The organism is Streptomyces sp. NBC_00872, assembly GCF_045161915.1.
Taxonomy (GTDB): Bacteria; Actinomycetota; Actinomycetes; order Streptomycetales; family Streptomycetaceae; genus Streptomyces.
In genome coordinates, this window is record NZ_CP108806.1 from 6,270,420 (window position 1) to 6,287,376 (window position 16,957).

General features: G+C 74.1%; 9 protein-coding genes and 1 pseudogene. 2 read left to right on the plus strand and 8 right to left on the minus strand.

The window, feature by feature from the left end:
• Nucleotides 1-186 precede the first annotated feature (186 nt).
• Nucleotides 187-786: a hypothetical protein gene (locus OG214_RS26870; RefSeq protein ID WP_405986188.1), complete on the minus strand. Its 600-nt coding sequence runs from the start codon at nt 784-786 to the stop codon at nt 187-189.
• Nucleotides 787-1,004: 218 nt separating this feature from the next.
• Nucleotides 1,005-1,895, minus strand: coding sequence for an aminotransferase class IV (locus OG214_RS26875; protein ID WP_405986189.1), 891 nt, complete (start codon nt 1,893-1,895; stop codon nt 1,005-1,007).
• Between the two features lie 231 nt (nt 1,896-2,126).
• On the opposite strand from OG214_RS26875, the gene cutA reads away from it, so the two are divergent.
• Complete coding sequence (gene cutA / locus OG214_RS26880) at nt 2,127-2,456, plus strand: divalent-cation tolerance protein CutA (protein WP_405986190.1); 330 nt, start codon at nt 2,127-2,129, stop codon at nt 2,454-2,456.
• Nucleotides 2,453-2,893: pseudogene (locus tag OG214_RS26885) on the plus strand (gamma-glutamylcyclotransferase family protein); the annotation flags it as partial. The gene cutA and the pseudogene OG214_RS26885, both read left to right, overlap by 4 nt.
• A gap of 202 nt (nt 2,894-3,095) precedes the next feature.
• Here OG214_RS26885 and OG214_RS26890 read toward each other — a convergent pair.
• The 6 genes from OG214_RS26890 to OG214_RS26915 all read right to left on the minus strand — a co-directional run bounded on the left by OG214_RS26890 (nt 3,096) and on the right by OG214_RS26915 (nt 16,867).
• Nucleotides 3,096-3,905 (minus strand): vancomycin high temperature exclusion protein, encoded by an 810-nt coding sequence (locus OG214_RS26890; protein ID WP_405987627.1) that lies wholly within the window; start codon nt 3,903-3,905, stop codon nt 3,096-3,098.
• 79 nt (nt 3,906-3,984) lie between these two features.
• On the minus strand, nt 3,985-5,841 hold the full coding sequence (locus OG214_RS26895) for a hypothetical protein (protein WP_405986191.1): 1,857 nt from the start codon (nt 5,839-5,841) through the stop codon (nt 3,985-3,987).
• Nucleotides 5,838-9,659 carry a vWA domain-containing protein gene (locus tag OG214_RS26900; RefSeq protein ID WP_405986192.1) on the minus strand — a complete coding sequence of 1,274 codons (3,822 nt, stop codon included), beginning with the start codon at nt 9,657-9,659 and terminating at the stop codon, nt 5,838-5,840. The genes OG214_RS26895 and OG214_RS26900 overlap by 4 nt, the downstream gene beginning before the upstream one ends.
• Complete coding sequence (locus OG214_RS26905) at nt 9,646-10,827, minus strand: AAA family ATPase (RefSeq protein ID WP_363080390.1); 1,182 nt, start codon at nt 10,825-10,827, stop codon at nt 9,646-9,648. Before OG214_RS26905 ends, OG214_RS26900 begins: the two co-directional genes overlap by 14 nt.
• Nucleotides 10,828-10,850: 23 nt before the next feature.
• Nucleotides 10,851-15,968 carry a hypothetical protein gene (locus tag OG214_RS26910; protein ID WP_405986193.1) on the minus strand — a complete coding sequence of 1,706 codons (5,118 nt, stop codon included), beginning with the start codon at nt 15,966-15,968 and terminating at the stop codon, nt 10,851-10,853.
• Complete coding sequence (locus OG214_RS26915; RefSeq protein ID WP_405986194.1) at nt 15,965-16,867, minus strand: DUF4132 domain-containing protein; 903 nt, start codon at nt 16,865-16,867, stop codon at nt 15,965-15,967. Before OG214_RS26915 ends, OG214_RS26910 begins: the two co-directional genes overlap by 4 nt.
• Nucleotides 16,868-16,957 lie beyond the last annotated feature (90 nt).

Below are 16,957 nucleotides of genomic sequence, written 5' to 3' on the forward strand. Positions count from 1 at the left end.
AGTCGAAGTCGCAGTCGTCCTTGCAGCGGCGACGGCCGCCGCGGTAGAAGCTCATGAATCCAGTCCTTCGGTGAAAGGTTCCCCGGGTACGCGGGGAACCTGGATGGGGGTTCCCCGCCCGGGTCAGCCGTGGGCGTGACCGGGGCGGGGACACAAGGCGGGACCGGGGCCGTGGAGACCGGCCCGTCAGCGATCCTGCGCGCCGCTCGCCCGGCGGCGCAGGTGCAAGGTCCCGCCGACGGCGGCGGCGGCCACGACGGCCGCCCCCACCGCGATCTGGGTGACGTCGGGGCCGACGCTGCCGCCGGTCCCCGATCTGACATGGCCGCGCGGCTCACGGCCGTGCTCCACGAAGAATTCCCGGGTGACCACCCTGCCGTCCGCGCACCGGACACCGACGCGGTACGAACCGCGTCTGATCTCGTGCGGCACCCGGAACCGCCCGACCAGGACCTCCTGGTCCGTCGAGCGTTCGAGCCGGAACTCCCCGGCGCCCGCCGACCGTGCCTCACCTCTGCCGGTGCCCTCGCGGCAGACGTCGGTGCGGACGGAGACGAGGGAGCCGGGACGCGCGACCTTCGGGGAGAGTTCCAGACGGTCGCCGTCGTCGGCGGCTATCGCACCGGAGGCGGTGGAGACGGTGGTGGCGGCCGTGACGGTGGTGGCGGTGGTGGGGGCCGTGACGGTGGCCCTGGCGGTGGCGGTGGTCGCGGCGTACAGCGAGGTCGGACCTATCGAGGCGGCTGCCAGGGCGGTACCGGTCAGCAGTCGGGCGGTGGGGCGCATGAGGTGGTCCTCCGGGGCAGCGCGGTGGTCGTCACCTCTGAGATAAGGCGCCCGTCGGGGCGTACGCCTGCTGATGTCCGGTCAGATTCGCCGGCCGGGCCCGGCGCGGCCCGTCTGCCGGTCCACGTCTTCGCAGGTCAAGGCCGCTGACGTGCCATCACTCCGATGAGTTGTCCGCCACGCGCCGAATGGGTGACCGGGACGCGTGCCGGCACCGCTCAGACCCGGTCCCACTCCACACCCTCGTACAGCTCCGTCACCGTCTTCAGCAGCGCAGCGTCACCAGGGAAGACCGTCTCGTCGACGCCGGCCACCGGGGCGACTCCGTGCGAGTTGGTGAGGAAGGCGGCGCGGTACCGGGGGAGGTCCGCCAGGGTGACCCGGCGCCGGACCGAGGGGAGACCGGCGGCCAGGAGGCGGGGCTCCAGCAGGGCCATGGTGATGCCGGTGAGGACCGGGGCATCCGGCCAGACGAGGGAACCGCCGTCCCAGAAGGCGATGTTGGCGACGGCGCTCTCCGCCACCACTCCGCCGGGGCCGGTGAGCAGCGCGTCGTCGAAACCCGCGCGCTCGGCGAGCCGGCCGTAGTGGATCTGGGCGAAGCCCCCGAGATGCTTGAGGTGCGGAACGGGGCGCTGGTACGGGACGGACATCAGGCGCTTCGCGCTGCCGTCCGGGGCCACCGGGGGCCGTACCGTCACCATCAGGGTCGTGCCGCCCCCGGCGCCGGCACCGATGCGGGGGCGGCTGTCTGTGGTGTTCGGGGTGTCTGTGGTGCTTGCGGTGTCTTCTGCGTCTGCGTCTGCGGTGCTTGCGGCGTCCGGCCTGGGGTGCCAGTGAACATAGACCCGGGCCGAGGCGTCACGTACCCCTTCGAGCGCGTGGCGGAGCGCCGCCCGTACACGCTCACCGTCCAGACCGGTGCCGAACAGTTCACGGGTCGCTCCGTCGAGCCGGGCGACATGGAGGTCCATCCCACGCGCCCGGCCGTCCCTGATCTGCATGGCGGTGAAGTGCCCGTAGGTGTCCAGGGCGCGCAGGCGCAGATCGGCCTCGGTGGCGGGCCGGCCGTCGACCTCGATCAGCAGATGTGGTGTGGCAGTCGTCATGCTCATCACCGTACGACGCGGTACCACCAGGGACGTCAGGACGTCAGGACGCCGGAAGCCACGGTTCCATCCGGTTCCGATGGTGCGGTGTGCGGTGTGCGGTGTGCGGTGTGCGGTGGTGCGGCGGAGATGCCCGCGGTGCTGTACTACCGCCTGTTGAGCAGCTCATGTCCCGCGCGCCGTTCCCGCTTCGCCCCTACCTCGTCTACCCCGTCCCGAAGGAGCCCGCCCGTGCCCCCTGCCGAGTATCTGACCGTGCTGACGACGATCGACAGCGCTGCCAGGGCCGAGGAGATCGCCCGTGGAGTGATCGAGGCCCGGCTCGCCGCGTGCGCGCAGATCTCCGCGTCGGTCACCTCCGTCTACCGCTGGAAGGGCGAGGTCGAGACCGCCGAGGAGTGGCAGATCCTCTTCAAGACCACCGCTTCCCGTTACGACGCCCTGGAAGCTCATCTCAAGGGCGTCCACGACTACGACACACCGGAGATCATCGCCACACCGGTGGTGCGCGGCAGCGCGGAGTATCTGGCCTGGGTCAGTGAGGAGACCGTCGCGCCATGAGGGCGGTGACCGATACGGCGGGGGCCGAGGCCGAGAGGGAGCTGCCGTTCTTCGTGTACGGCACGCTCCGGCCGGGCGAGCCCAACTACGACCTGTGTCTGCGGGGCCGCACGGCCCATGAGGAACCGGCGCGTCTGGAGGGCGCGCTGCTGTACGACGGTCCCGGTTATCCGTATGTGGTCGAGGCCTCCGGCACGGTCGTGGGCGAACTCATCACGGCGAAGCCGGGGCAGTACGGTGAACTGCTCGCCGTGCTCGACGAGTTGGAGGAGTACTTCGCGCCCGGCGACCCGGCCAACGTGTATGAACGGGTGGCCCTCGACGTCCTGTCGGCCGGTGGCACCGCGGTCAGTGCCTGGGTGTACTTCGCGGCGCCTCGGGTGGCACGTGAACTACGGGCGCGGGGACGGCTGATCGCGGGCGGTGACTGGCTGGCCCATGTCAGTCCGTATCCACGTGCTCCGTACTCACCCGCTCGCCAGGCCGGACCGGAGCACCGGCGACCGCATCAGACGGCTCCGGAGGTGTCGTCGGCGTCGGCATCCGCGTCGGCGCCCGTGTCAGCATCGGCGTCCGCGCCCGTGTGTGCCGTTCCACCTGTACCGCGGACACCTTGAACTCCGGTATCCGCGGCGGGCGTCAGCGGCCGTGGCCCGCCGCGAGCGCCTCGGTGACCCCTGTCTCGGTCGGGCCGAGGAACATGGGATCCGGCCGCAGCAGGGCCTCCGCCGCCGCCTTGCCCGAGGCGAACATCTCCCGTATGCCGCCGTAGTACCAGGTCGCGTCCCGCCGCTCGCTGACCCCGACTCCGTACGACTCGACCCCCGCCGCGCGGCAGAGCGTTACCGCGCGCCGGACATGGAAGCCCTGTGTCACCAGCACCGCCCGGTCGACGCCGAATATCTTTCTGGCGCGTACGCAGGAGTCCCAGGTGTCGAACCCCGCGTAGTCGCTGACTATCCGGCCGTCCGGCACACCCCGTTCGACAAGATATGTCCGCATCGCGTCCGGCTCGTCGTACTCCTCCCGGCTGTTGTCCCCGGTGACCAGCACGACCTTCACCTTGCCCGTGCTGTACAGCTCCGCCGCCGCGTCGAGGCGGTGCGCGAGATACGGCGCGGGCCGGCCGGCCCGCAGCCCGGCTCCGAAGACCACGGCGACGTCCCCGGCCGGGACATCGGCGACCGTACGGACACGGCTGTCCGCGACCGCGTGCATCCAGGTCACGGGCATCAGTGCCAGCACACACCCGAGCATGACCGTCTGCACGGCACGCCGCCGCCCCCGCCGGTCCCGGGGCCACCACGGCCGCCGCGGCAACCGAGTCAACCGCGCCGACGACCAGGGCAGCCACGCCGACCCCGGCACACGGGACCCGGGCACACGCGACCCCGGCACACGGGACCCGGGCACACGCGGCCTCCGCGCACGCGGGCGCGGTACACGCAGGCGTGGCAGCTTCGGCAGTGGCATGGTCCCCCCTGACTGGATCGCGCTCTTCACTCTCTATGACGATCGGCGACGCCGATCAGTTCGCGGCGGGCATGTCCGGCGTCCACGCCGCCAGCAGCAACGACTCGGCCGCAGCCGACACGTACACCGCCGCGGCCAGCCACGCCAGGGCGAAGCCCCTCGGGTCGGCGGGCAGCAGCCGCCCCAGGACATCGTGCCGCCGGTCCGCCGCCGCCTCCGCCAGGGACCGGACCAGCTCCGCGCCCGCGGTGAGGCCCACGGTCCTGAGCCGGCGCGGCAGTTCGCCGTCCGCCGACACGGCGGTCACCGCACGGCCTCCCGCGACCGCGCGGTCCACGACCCTGCGCAGCAGATCCAGCTCGACCGGGAGCGCGGGCGGCGCCGCGGGCACCGACACGGCGGGCGCCGCACCCCCGGCACCGCCCGTACCCCCGGCACCCGCCGGAGCCGTCGCCGGGACCGGTACGGCCGGTATGTCCGAGCGGTGGAGCCGCCGCAGCCCCAGATCCGCCCGTACCGACTCCCCGTCATGGCCCGTCCAGGACGCGGCGAGCACATGCACACGGTCGGGCCGGTCCGGCACGACCCGGGCGATCAGCCGCAGCGCCAGTCCTGGGCGTCCGGCGAGCAGCCGGAGATTCTCGGCGTACGGCAGTTCAGGCCGCTCGTCCGGCGCCGACAGCCGCAGCGTGGGACCGCCGGACACGGCGAAGCCCGCCTCGGTGCACATACCGTCGAGGAAGAGCAGATCGCCGCCCGCCGCGCGGGTGTCGGCCGGCTCCGACAGCCGGCTGAGCGCCGCCGCCAGTTGTCCGGCCGGTGGCCGCTCCCAGAGGGCGGCGAGCGGTGCCTCGTACCAACCCGCGCCGCCGGCCCGTACGGAACGGACCTGCCCGCCGCCACCGATCCTGCCGTCAGGTGAGACGGTCGGCGCCGTGAGGATCACCCCGCCGCCGTCGCCCAACTCCCGCAGCGGAAGGGCGCAACCGCCGGGCACCGGCGTACCCGACGCCTGGAGCGCACGCTCCGGACCACCGGGAGCGACGTCCGAGACCGTACGGAGCGTCCCATCGGGGGCGAGGGCGTACACGGTGGCGCCCGCGTACCCGGAAGCCGTCACCACCGGTTCGGTGAACAGCCCGTACAGCCGGAGCGGTCCCTCCGGCCGATAGCTTCTTCGCGCGGGGGAGAGGGCCTCGGCCGGCCGGCGCACCAGATCCAGCAGCTCGGCCAGCTCCGTGGAGAGCGTGGACAGCCGGAACGCCGGATCGTCGGAACGGGCCTCGGCCAGCAGCCGCGCGATCCTGACGGCGGTGGCGGCGGGCCGGTGCAGCCCGGCCAGCCGCGCCGAGTGCGCGGCATGGAGCAGCTCGGCGCGGTGCACCGCACCGGAACCGGCGATGCCCGCGACAAGAACGGCCGTCACGGCATCGCGCAGGGCGTCGAGCGCGGTGGACTGGACGGGGGTGAGGGCGGCTTCGCCGACGACCGGGGGCGAGCCGGCCCCGGCCCTCTCCCCGCTCTCCCCGCTCTTCCCGTCACGCTCGCCGCTTTCCTGCTTCTCTTCTTCCTCCTTCTCCTCCTCTTTCCCTTCCTCCGTCGCGAGGGGCGCGTCCATCGCGAGGGGCGCGCTCGACAGCACGGCCGCGCGGTGCAGACAGGCCGGGGCCAGCAGACAACTGCACACGGCGTGATCGTCGGCGGCCACGATCCCGGCCGTGACCCTCAGCGTCACCGCCGTGTCGTCCGCGACCCGTACCAGCACACCGTCCGGATGCGGCTCCACCGGCCATCCGGCGGCCTTCGCCACCGCCCCGTCCACGCGTTTACGCAGCCGCGCGGGCAGCAGATCGAGAGCGGCGGCGGCCACCGCGGCGGTCACCGGCGGCAGTACCGCCGTGGCATCGGTCATCGGTGCGCACCTCCTACACGTTCGCCGACCCAACGGGCCAGCTCCAAGGGGCTCAGCGCCGCGACCGGCATCCCCGCCCCCACCAACTGGCCCGCCACGCCCGCCGAATAGCGCGGCCGTCCCTCGTCGTCCAGCGAGGCGCAGCCCAGGACATGGCATCCCGCGTCGACCAGCGCCCGTACCTCCGAGAGCAAGGGGGAGACCGGGCCGCCCTCCTCGAAGTCGCTGATCAGCACGACCAGCGTGCGGGACGGTACGGTCACCAGCTCACGGGCGTGGCGCAGCCCGCGCGCGATATTCGTACCGCCGCCCACCCGGACCTCCAGCAGCAGACTCAGCGGGTCGTCCACCTGGTCGGTGAGATCCAGCACCTCGGTGGAGAACGCCACGAAGTGCGTACTCACCGCCGGGACACCGGCCAGCACGGAGGCGGTGAGCGCGGCCCAGATCGTCGAGGCCTCCATCGAGCCCGACACATCCACCACCAGGACCAGCCGCCAGTCGGCCGACTTGCGGGCGCGCGTACGGAAGACGGGCCGCTCCGGCAGGACCGTCACCGCTCCCGTGTCCGGATCCCGGCGGGCCGTCGCCAGATTCGCGCGCAGCGTACGGGCGAGATCCAGCGGGCCGCCGGGGCGCCGGGTGGGGCGGGGATGGGAGAGCCCGGTGAGCGCGGGCCGCATCCGGTTGGCGAGCGCCTCGGTCAGCTCGGCGACCAGCCGCGCCACCAGGGGCCGCAGCCGGGCGAGCTGCCGCTCGGGAAGACCGCCGGCGTACGACAGGACGGTACGCAGCAACTCCACGGACGGCCGTGCCGAGGCGGGGTCCAGCTCCAGGGCCGCGTCGATCCGGCCCGCGTCGGCGGCGGCCGCGAGGACCTCCTCGCGCACACCGGGCCCGAACAGCGCGGACAACTCCTCCGACCAGGCCCGGACATCGGGATACGACGGCCCGTCCCCGCTCCCGGAGCCGCCTTCGTGCCGCTCATCGCCCCGCGAACCCTCGCCGCGCCCGTATCCGTACAGCTCGTCCAGCGCCCCGGCCAGCCGGGCCGCCTGTCCGCTCAGCCCCCGGCCCCGCCCGAGCAGCAGCCGCCACCGCTCCCCGGGACCGAGCGCGAGGTCCCCCGAGCGCGCGATGCCCGTACCGGTCTCGTCGGCCGTGCCGGCGCAGGTGACTGTGCCGCCGTCGGCCGCCGGGGTCCGAGCCGATCCCGATCCCGGTGCCGGTGCTGATGCAGGACCAGGACCAGGAACGGGTGCAGGCACAGGAACGGGTGCAGGTACAGGTGCCGGTGGGGTTGTCGACGGCGTGTCCCGTGTCGGTGCCAGTCCCCGTGCCGCCAGGGCCTCCCGGCCCGCCAGATCCGCCGAGGCCAGGAGGGCCAGGGCCGCCGGGTCCGACAGAGCGGCGGGCAGCGTGCCCGTGGCGAGGCCCGTGCGGTCCTCGACGGTCGCGAGCAGACGGGATCTGGCGGCGGGGGAGAGGGTGTCGAAGCCCGCGCGCAGAGCGGGCAGCCGGTCCAGGAAAGCGCGGTCGGGAAGCGCCTCGACACGTTCAAGCAGCGGGTCCAGCGCGGCGCCGGTCTCCAGCAGCGGGCCCGCCGCGAGCAGTACGCCGCTCAGAAAACCGGCCAGGTCCGTGCGGAGCTCGGGTGTTGTCGCGCTGTCCACACGGGATGCCAGCCGGGTGCCGAACCCGGTCGCGTCCCGCTGTCCCAGCAGCACCCGGGCCGCGCCCGCCGCGCCCCGGATCAGCGCCGTCCCCTCCGCATCCAGCCGGGCCAGTGCCGCGTCGAGCCGCAAGCCGCCGCCGAGCGCCGAGGAGGCCCGCTCCGCCAGGGAGACCAGCGCCCGCGCGTCCACCGGGTCCGTGGAGCCCGCGAGCCCGTCCAGCGCCCGGACCCCGGCCGCGGCCAGCTCCTCGTACGCCGAGTCGAGCGCGGCCCGCTCCCACTCCGGGGGCAGCCCCGGCAGATGTCCCGAGCCGATCCGGTCCAACAGCGCGAGAGCGGAGAGCAGTTCGGGCAGTGTGCCGGAGGCGGGCAGCAGTCCGGCGGTCTCCGCCAGCCGTTCCGCGGCGAGCGCGGGCAGCCCGCAGCGCGCCGACTCCTCCAGCCCCGCGAGGGCCTCGGCGGCCGTGGGGCCGCCCGCCCGGCGCTCCGCCGTCCACCGGCGACGCAGCACACCGGCCGCCGCCTGATCGAGCGTCACCCCGTGCACGCCCGCGACATCGAGCATCGCGGCCGTCGACGGCGACCAGGCCACGGCCCAGCGTGTGGTCAGCGCGGCGGCGTCGCCCACGCCCGCCACCTCGGTCTCCTCGCCGTACGGGACACGGCAGACCGCGAGCCTGCGCAGACACAGCTCACGGCGCCGGTCCAGCTCGCCGCGGTGCGCGTCGAGGCGCAGCTCCCGGCGCTCGGGAGCGGCGGGAGTGGGCAGCGACAGCGTGCCGAGCAGCGTCTCGACGGCCGGGCCGAGGCCCGAGCGGGGCGTCCCGGGTGCGAGCCTGCCCTGCCGGGCACCGACCAGGACCTTCTCCATCGCGGCGGCCACGACCCGGCCCCGCCCGAACAACTGCCCCTGGGTGAGCACGGTCTGCGCCGCCTCCGCCAGCTCCCCGCGCCCCGCCGCCGGCAGACCGCGCAGCGCGGCCAGGTCCCTGGCGACCCGTACCACCTCACGGGCGTCGGGCGGTCCGCTCGGGTGCCCGGCGTCCCGTACCCCGGCGCAGATCCGGACGGCGGTCGCCGTCAGCAGATCGTCCAGCAGTGCGGGATCGCCCGCGGCGCGGTACACCCCCTGCTGCCACTCCGGGTCCTTGATCCCCGCCGGATACCCCGACCGCTCGTCCAGCAGCGCGTACGAGTAGGGCACGAGCGAGGTCACAACGCCCTGCCCGCCCCGGACACCGCCGCCCGCCGAACGGGGCTTGCCGACAGCGGCCGTACCGTTCCCATCGCCCGCTGGGACAGGCAGCAGGGCCGGTGCGTGGAACGCGCCGATCACCGCCGCCGTACGCCGGCCCTCGTGCTCGGCCAGCCTGCTCCGCATGTTCGCCTCGCGCCGCAGATCGTACGGATCGACCGGGCCCGAATCTGCCCGCAGCGCCCAGCCGACCAGCAGCGCGGCCCGCCGCAGCGCCTCCGCGCCGGAACCGGGTGCCGCCGCCTCCACCAGCCGGTCCCACAGATCGTCCCCGGGACGTCCACCCGCCCGCGCCCGCAGCGCGGCGGAGAGCGTCCCCCGCGCCACGACACGCTTCCCCCGCGCCGCGACGTCCCGCCCGCCCGCCGTCAACTGGTCGGGCCCCGGCTCCCGCGTCTCCTCCGGTACCTCGTCCCTCGCCGCCAGCGGCAGATCGAACGGCACGACCTCCACCCCCGCGTCGCGCGCCCAGCGGATCGCCGCCAGCTCCGGCGAGAACTCCGCGAACGGCAGGAACACCAGCCCGCCCGAGCCATCGCCCCGGCTGCCCGCCAGGGCGACCGGCGGCACTGTCGCCGGGTCGGCGAGATACGGCAGCCAGGACGCGAACTCCTCCGGCAGCTCGACGAACAGCACCTCCGGCGCCGCCTCCGCGAGCATCGCCGGTACGGCCGCGGCCAGCGCCGGGGAGTGATGCCGTACCCCGATCAGATACGGCTCCCGGCACCCCGCGAGCCCGGCCAGCGCGCCGGGCACGCCCCCGTCGTCCGGTCCGCTCCCCTCGTCCGGCACGCCCTCGTCATCCGGCCCGCTCCCCTCGCCCGGCCCGTTCCCGTCGTCCTGCCCGCCCCGTCGGTCGGTCCCGTCGCCCCGCTCAGCCCAGCTCATGGCGCAGCTCCCACAGCGTCCGCCACAGCGGAGCGCCCGCCTCCGCCCGGCGCCGCACCGGACCGTCCCAGTACCCCAGCAACCGCGCGTGGTCCGCCGGATCGTCCTTGCGCACCGTGCCCAGCAGATGGCCGGGCAGCGTACGGACGACATCCCGGCCGTCGCCGAGATACGCCGCGCCGAGCCCCATCGACGTGGCCACATGGACCGCCTCCGCCGTCGACATCACCGTCGAAGGGCGCTCGATCTCCCAGCCCTCCGCGCTCCGGCCCGTCCGCAGATCCCGGAACGCGGTGACCAGCGCTTCGAGCACGGTGTCGTCGACCGAGAACGCGGCCCCGCCGCGCACCAGCGCCGCCGTCGCCTGGCCGCGCACGAGCGCCGTCTCCGCGTCGAGGTCGTCGATCGGCCCGACCGTCTCGAAGTTGAACCGCCGCTTCAGGGCGGCGGACATCTCGGAGACGCCCTTGTCCCTGAGGTTGGCGGTCGCGATCAGGGTGAAGCCGGGCACCGCGTGCACCGTGCCGTCGCCGCCCTCCCCGCCCGCCAGCTCGGGCACCGACATCCGGCGCTCCGACAGGAGCGAGACCAGTGAGTCCTGCACCTCGGGCAGACAGCGGGTCACCTCCTCGATCCGGGCGACCGCGCCGCGCGTCATGGCCGTGAGGACCGGGGAGGGCACCAGGGCCTCCCGGCTCGGCCCCTTGGCGAGGAGCATCGCGTAGTTCCAGCCGTAGCGGAGCTGATCCTCCGTGGTGCCCGCGGTGCCCTGCACGGTGAGCGTGCTGGTGCCGCAGACCGCGGCCGACAGCAGCTCGGAGAGCATCGACTTGGCGGTGCCCGGCTCACCGACGAGCAGCAGCCCGCGCTCACCCGCCAGCGTCACCACACACCGCTCCACCAGGGCGCGGTCCCCCACGAACTTCCGTGAGATCACGAGCTGTCCGCCGTCCGGCGCCCGGAGCGGCTCACCGTCCGTGCCGCAGACGAACAGCACCACCGCGCGGGGCGTCAGCCGCCAGCTCGGCGGCCTGGGGCCGTTGTCGTACGACTCCAGGAACGCCAGCTCAGCCGCGTAACGGTCCTCCGGCAGCTCGATCTGCCGCCCCGGCCCCGCCTGTGCCGAGTCCGCAGTCTCCCGCGCCAACGCGTCCGCGCCCGTTCCCATACCCGCCGCTCCTCTCCTCGTCGTCATCGCCTGCCTCCTCGGACGCCACGGCCCTGGAACTCCTCGAACCCCGGTACATCACCCTCGACGACCCGGCGCCACGCGGCTTCGAACAGCGCGGGCACCGGGCGGTCCGGCACCACGAAACCGGGCTGGTCCCAGGGCACCAGCGCCGTCTTCCAGTTCTCCGACGGCAGCCGGGGTGTCTGCTGCTCCAGCCAGCCGCCGGGCAGGAAGAGCGTCCGGCCCGCCCGCGCGCGCTTGGCCTCCACCACCAGATCGGTGGCGGCCAGTTCGGTCCGGGCCTTCTTCAGCCGGGCCGGCTTCCATTCCGTCCACGCGGCCTGCTGACGGTCGGTCGGATCGGGCAGCGCGAGCAGCATCAGATACAGCGCCGCCGCGTCCTCCGAGAGCCCGAACCGCTTCGCCACCTCGCCCACCAGCTTCGGCACACTGCCCAGCGGGTTCTGCGGTGCTCCCGGCGGACCGTCCGCCGTGAGCAGCTCCATGAACTCCTCGCTCAGCAGCGCCCGCAGCGCCTCCAGCGGGGGAGCCGCGCCCGCCGTCGCCGCCAGCAGCTTCAGATCCGGATGGTCGGGACCTCCCTCACCCGGCGCGGCCCCACCTGATCCGCCCTCACCTGATCCGCCCTCGCCTGGTGCGGCTTCATCCGGTCCGGCCTCTCCTGTCCCCGGACCGCCGGCCGCCGGCAGCAGGGCCGCCGGCCGTACCCAGACCGAGTCCCAGTCCCGTCCGTACCGCGTCGGCGTCAGCACCAGCGCCGACGACAGCTCGGTGATCTCCTTCTCGTCGCCGCCGCGCTTGGGCGCCAGTCCGAAGGCCTCGCGCAGCCGCGGTGACACGGCGTCATACGCGGAGTCCCTGCTGACCCCCAGATCGAGCAGCAGACCGGGATCGGCCAGCCGCTCCCGCAGCTTCCGCGCCGTAGCGGGCAGGACGGCCCGCAGCGGGTCGCCGTACGGCAGCCGGTAGGCGAGCCAGCGCAGCGCGCCGACCGTGGCGCCGAGCCTGGCCCCCGTCAGTGCCAGACGCGGATCCGCCGTCTCCAGCTCACCGTCGGTCAACCGCTGTTCGGTACGGCCCGTCAGCCAGGACTGCCACTCGGGGTTGAGCGCGTCATCCACGGCGGTGCCGCCGCCCATCTCGGCCACCATCGGACGGATCAGCGAGGCCGGGGTGGGGCGTCGCCTGCCGCGTACCGCCGTCCAGGCGCCCGCCAGCGGTTCCGCCGCGAAGCCCGTGGTCCACAGATCCGCCACCCGCTCCGGCTCACCGGGCAGCAGCAGGGCGGTGAACGCGCGCCGCTCCTCGATGCTCAGCGCCATCAGTGTGGCCGCCCCCACCTGCGCCTCGGCCTTCTTCGCGCCCAGCGGCTCCAGATACTCCGCGGACACCGTGTCGTGGGTGTGATAGGAGGTCAGTCCGGTGGAACCGAGCTGGAACAGGGCGCCCGCCACCGGGGTGATCCCGACCCGCTCCGCGAAGTCCACCGCCTGCTCGGGGCGGTACGGCAGCGGCCCCCGCGTCCGCACCAGCTCCAGCAGCCGCCGTACGGCCGGTGCCCGCACCGGGTCGTCCGCCGCGCCCAGCACCTCGGACTCGACGACCACGCAGCCGTCCCACCCGCCGAAGGCCCCGGCCGGGTCGTACTCGACGCAGTGCCAGTACGTCTCCTTCTCCTCGTACCGCAGCCGGCCGAGGATCAGCAGCCGCCGGTCTCCCGCGTGTCGTATCTCACCGGCGCGCTTGTCCTCGTGTTCCCCGGCGATCTTCAGCTCCACCGCCCGCAGCCGTCCGCGCGGATCGATCAGGAGCGCGTCGCCACCGCTCTCCACGGCCAGCGCCGAGTCGAGGAACTCCACGAGGGCGGCCCGGTGTTCGCCGGAGACCGCGGGCGACACGGCGCGCACCGCGAGCGCCGCCATCCCGGCCCCGCACAACGTCACCCATCCCTCGCTGGGGTCCTTGAGGGCCACGTGGCCCGGGACCGCGTCCGGCGCCAGCACCTGGGACAGCAGCCGGATCTGTTCGAGGATCGTCCTGCTGCCAAGTGTCCGCGGATGGTACGAGTACCGGTACGTCGGCCGGGTGAAGCCGTCGCACGCCTTCTTCAGGATCTCGTCCCTGGCGTGCTCGGCCTCCGGCTCCCGCGGTCCGTCCGAGCCCAGCCGTCCGCGCGCGGCCCGCTCGGCGAGCGTGCCGATCCGCTGGGCGTGGCGGGCCGCCTCGGCCACCACCCCGGCCACACCCGCCAGCAGCCCCGGGTGGGTGATGTCCGGCAGGATCCGGCGCACGGCCGTCGTCGCCCTCGTCCCCTCGGCGACCGCGGCCAGCAGCTCCCGGGCGTCCTTTCCGGTCACCGCGCGCAGCGCGGCGGAACCCCGCTCGTCCCGGGGCCGCAGCGCGTGCCAGTGGGCCAGCGGCGCCACGAGCGGGGTGCCCGCCGCGTACGCGCCTCCCCGGTCGCCCTCCTCCACCTGGGCGAGCTGGATGCCCTCGGCGTCGTACAGCGCGACCGAGGCCGAGAATCCACGTGTCTCACGCGGATGCAGCACCGCGCCGCCCGGCAGCCGCAGCGGCGGTACGGGAAGGCCGTTGCCGAGGTGTTCGAGGCGCGCGCCCGGTGGCACGGGCACGGCGGGGCTGCGGCTGCCGTCCACCGAACAGGCCGTGAGCGTCCGCTCCTTGGGGTCGTACGTCACCCACCAGCCGAGCAGCCCGTCCTTCGTGCCGAACGGCGAGGACTCCAGGCCGGGGCGCACGGGAAGCAGCCGGCAGGCCCGCTCCAGCAGCCGTACGCCGCCCTCTGCCAGCGCCGAATCGAAGAAGGCGGGCACCGAGATCCGGCCTCTGCGGGCCGACTCGGGGTCGTACTCCCACCACTGGTTCTCGTGCAGCACCCAGACGGAGATACCGTCGGAGGCCACCTGGCGGCGCTCCCCGGCGAACGACGTGTCCCCCGCGTACACCGGCCGGCCGCCGTAGCAGCGACCGCCGTCGGACAGTTCGAGCGAGGGCACCTGGGAATCGGTCCAGTGGTCGTTCAGCTCGCCCGTGGGCTTGAACAGCTCGCTCGGACGGCCCGACCAGAGGGCCCGCCGGTCGTCCCCGATGCCGTTGGCGATCAGCCACTGGCCGCCGACATAGCGGACCGCGATCGTGTCCCAGGTCTGGACCGACTTCGCGGGCAGGGGCAGGGTGCGCTGGTCGGCCACGTCCAGGGGCCCGACCGCCGCGACCTGGGTGCCGACCCGGACGAGCAGGGCCGGCCAGGCGTCCCTGACGCGGTACCACTTGTCGCTGTAGTTGCCGTAACGCTGTCCCGAACCCTTGGCGTCGACCTTTCCGAGTGCCGGCAGCGCCTCCTCCAGCGCGGGCCACCCGAGCTCGTCCAGGATGCCCGCCCGCAACGTCCTCGCCAGGGCGGGAGCGGGTGAGACTTCCGCGATCCGCGCCACCGCCTCGGGCGCCGTGGCCAGCACGGACGGCGAGGAGAACAGGGCCAGCCGCGTCAGCAGCCCGTCCAGCTCGGGCAGCCCGAAGGGCCGCGCCAGATCATCGGCCCGATCGCCCAGCCAGCCCACGAGCGCGGCGCGCAGCGCGGGATGGGCGACGATCCCGTGGAGCCGCTCCGTGGCATCGCCCTGCTCGGCGATCCGCTCCACACCGGTACGGATCAGCGGGGCGAACCGGGGGTCGGAGGTCAGCGCCACAAGATCCCTGCGCCCCTCCTGGTCGTCGTCGAGCCAGTCGGCCAGATGCAGACTCCAGGCGCCCTCCGCAGGACCGTCGACGGGCACGCCCCAGGCCAGACAGGCGTCCAGCAGGTCCAGATCGGCCGTGACGCGCATGCCATGGCCGCCGAGCAGCCGTACGGGTGTGCCGTCGGCCACCAGCCGCTCGGCCAGCCGCTCCACCAGGGCCAGTTCGGCGGGAAGCCGCTTGGAGCCGCGCCAGCCGCGCTGCCGGTATCCGGCCCATGAGGACAGCCACTCGGCGGCCGGGACCGTCCCGTCGATCAGCAGACCGACCGCCCCGCACCGGTCCAGCAGAGCGAGCCAGGAGGCGTCGAACTCCTCATGGCTGTCACCGCCCGTGGCCGGAAACAGGCTCAGCAGCCGCTCCCGCACCGCGTGGTCCTCGGCCGCGACCGCGCTCAGCGCGGGCAGCGCCGACTTCCAGAAGCTCGCCGCCGCGCGGTTCATCGGGCCGGTGTGAATGATCTCCGCGAGCAGCGCCCGCTCCTCGGCCGCCGCGTCCAGACCCGCGCCCTTCGCGAGGCGCCGCAGATCCTCCAGCATGCCCGCGTACGGGGCGAGTCCCGCCGCGCACCGCTCCAGCGACACCGCCTTGAACTGGCCGTACGCCTCCTCGGCCGACAGCCGGTCCGTCAGTCCCTTGGCGTGCTCGCGCAGGGCCTTGCCGCTCAGCGCGCCCGCCCCGGCGAACTCCAGGAAGACCTCCCGCAGCCGCTCCTCGTCCACCGCGAGCGCGTGCCGCTGCTCGGCCGCCCGCGCCTTGCCGAAGAACACGGACGCCTGCTGACGGGACTCGACCGCCAGGAAGAGCCGCGCCACCTGTTCGTAGAAGGTGGGCAGGAAGTGCGGTACGGAACGGTCCAGCCGCTCGCCGATCTCGTCGAACCCCTCCTTCGCCAGGCCCGGTTTGGTGGCGACCTGCCGGGCGAGCCGCTCCATCTCCTTGACCACGGCGAGCGCGTGATGGCCGTTGGCCGGGTCGTGCACGAGTGCCCAGGCGGGGAAGCCGAGCGACTGCCGCTTGACCCGGCCGACCTCGGCGGCCTCGGCCGGGCCGAACCCCAGATACTCCAGGGCGAGATCCTCCGCCGCCCCGATCGCCGCGGGCACCAGCCGGACCACCGCGCGCTCGTCCAGCGCGGGATGTCCGTACGCGCGTGCCGTCAGCGCGTCGCCCTCGGCGCCGCCGAGCGGCAGCACCGCCCCGGCCTCCAGCAGGTCCTTCTCACGCGCCTGCCCGTCCTGCGCCCGACTGTCCCGTGTCTGCCCGTCCTGCGCCTGCCCGTTGTCCGTCTTCGCGTCCCCTGCCTCCGTGTCCGGCAGAGTCCCGTCCGGCGTCCCGCCCGCCAGTCGCCCGTTCACAGCGCCCCCTCCTCGTCGTTCCCGACCACACGGCCCGCGTACACCAGCGCGGCCATCCGCTCGCCCTCCGACCAGGCGACCGGCCCCACTTCGGCGGGCGGCAGCCGCCGCCCGGCCGCGTCACGCCACTCCAGCGAACCGGTCAGCGTCTCCCCGTCCGGATAGTCGTCCCCCACCCAGTACGCCGCCTCCAGCGACCGGCCGTCCTCCACCAGCGGGCACACCGCATAGCCCCCGCGCACCCGGTAACCGAGCGAGACAGCGCGGGTCGTGGCGTGCCGGAGCTGTGCGAACTTCCCATTGGCGTAAGCACGCCAGTCCTGCGCGGCCGTGCCCTCGGGAGCGTCCTCGGCCGGCTCCGGCCGCCGCCACACCTCGCGGAAGAGCTGCTCGGCGCCCTGCTCCACGCCCAGTTCCGCGGCGAACTCCCGCAGCTCCGCCAGATCTTCGAGCAGCACCGGATGCGGAATCAGCACCGTCCCCACCTCGGCCGGATCCAGCCGGACCGAATCACCGTCCAGATCGACGATCCCCAGCCCCCGCACCGGATCCGCGTCCCGCAGAAACCCGGCGCGCGCGGTGTCCGCCGAACCGTCCGCGGCCACCGGCGCCACCACCAGATCCCGCAGCACCGACCGCCAGGCGGGGTCCGGCCACACCCTCGCCAGCAGCGCCACCGGGACCGGCAGCGAACGCACCAGCCAGATGTCCACCTGCTCCCGGCACTCCCGCTCATGCCGCTCCAGCCACTCGGCCAACTGCCGCAGCCGTACCACCTCGGCGTCGTCCTTGAGCTTCGACGGCACCTGTTTCAGCGTGCGGCCCGCGGCGTTGCGGCACAGCACCCGAGTGCCGTCCAGCGCGACGGCATACCCGCCCGACGTTTCGATCCAGCCCATGGCAGGACCCCTCCCCGACCTTCCGGTTCCGAACGGGCATCACAGTAGGAGACCGGTCTGACAACGCCGTCGAGCGATCCGTGAGCCTGT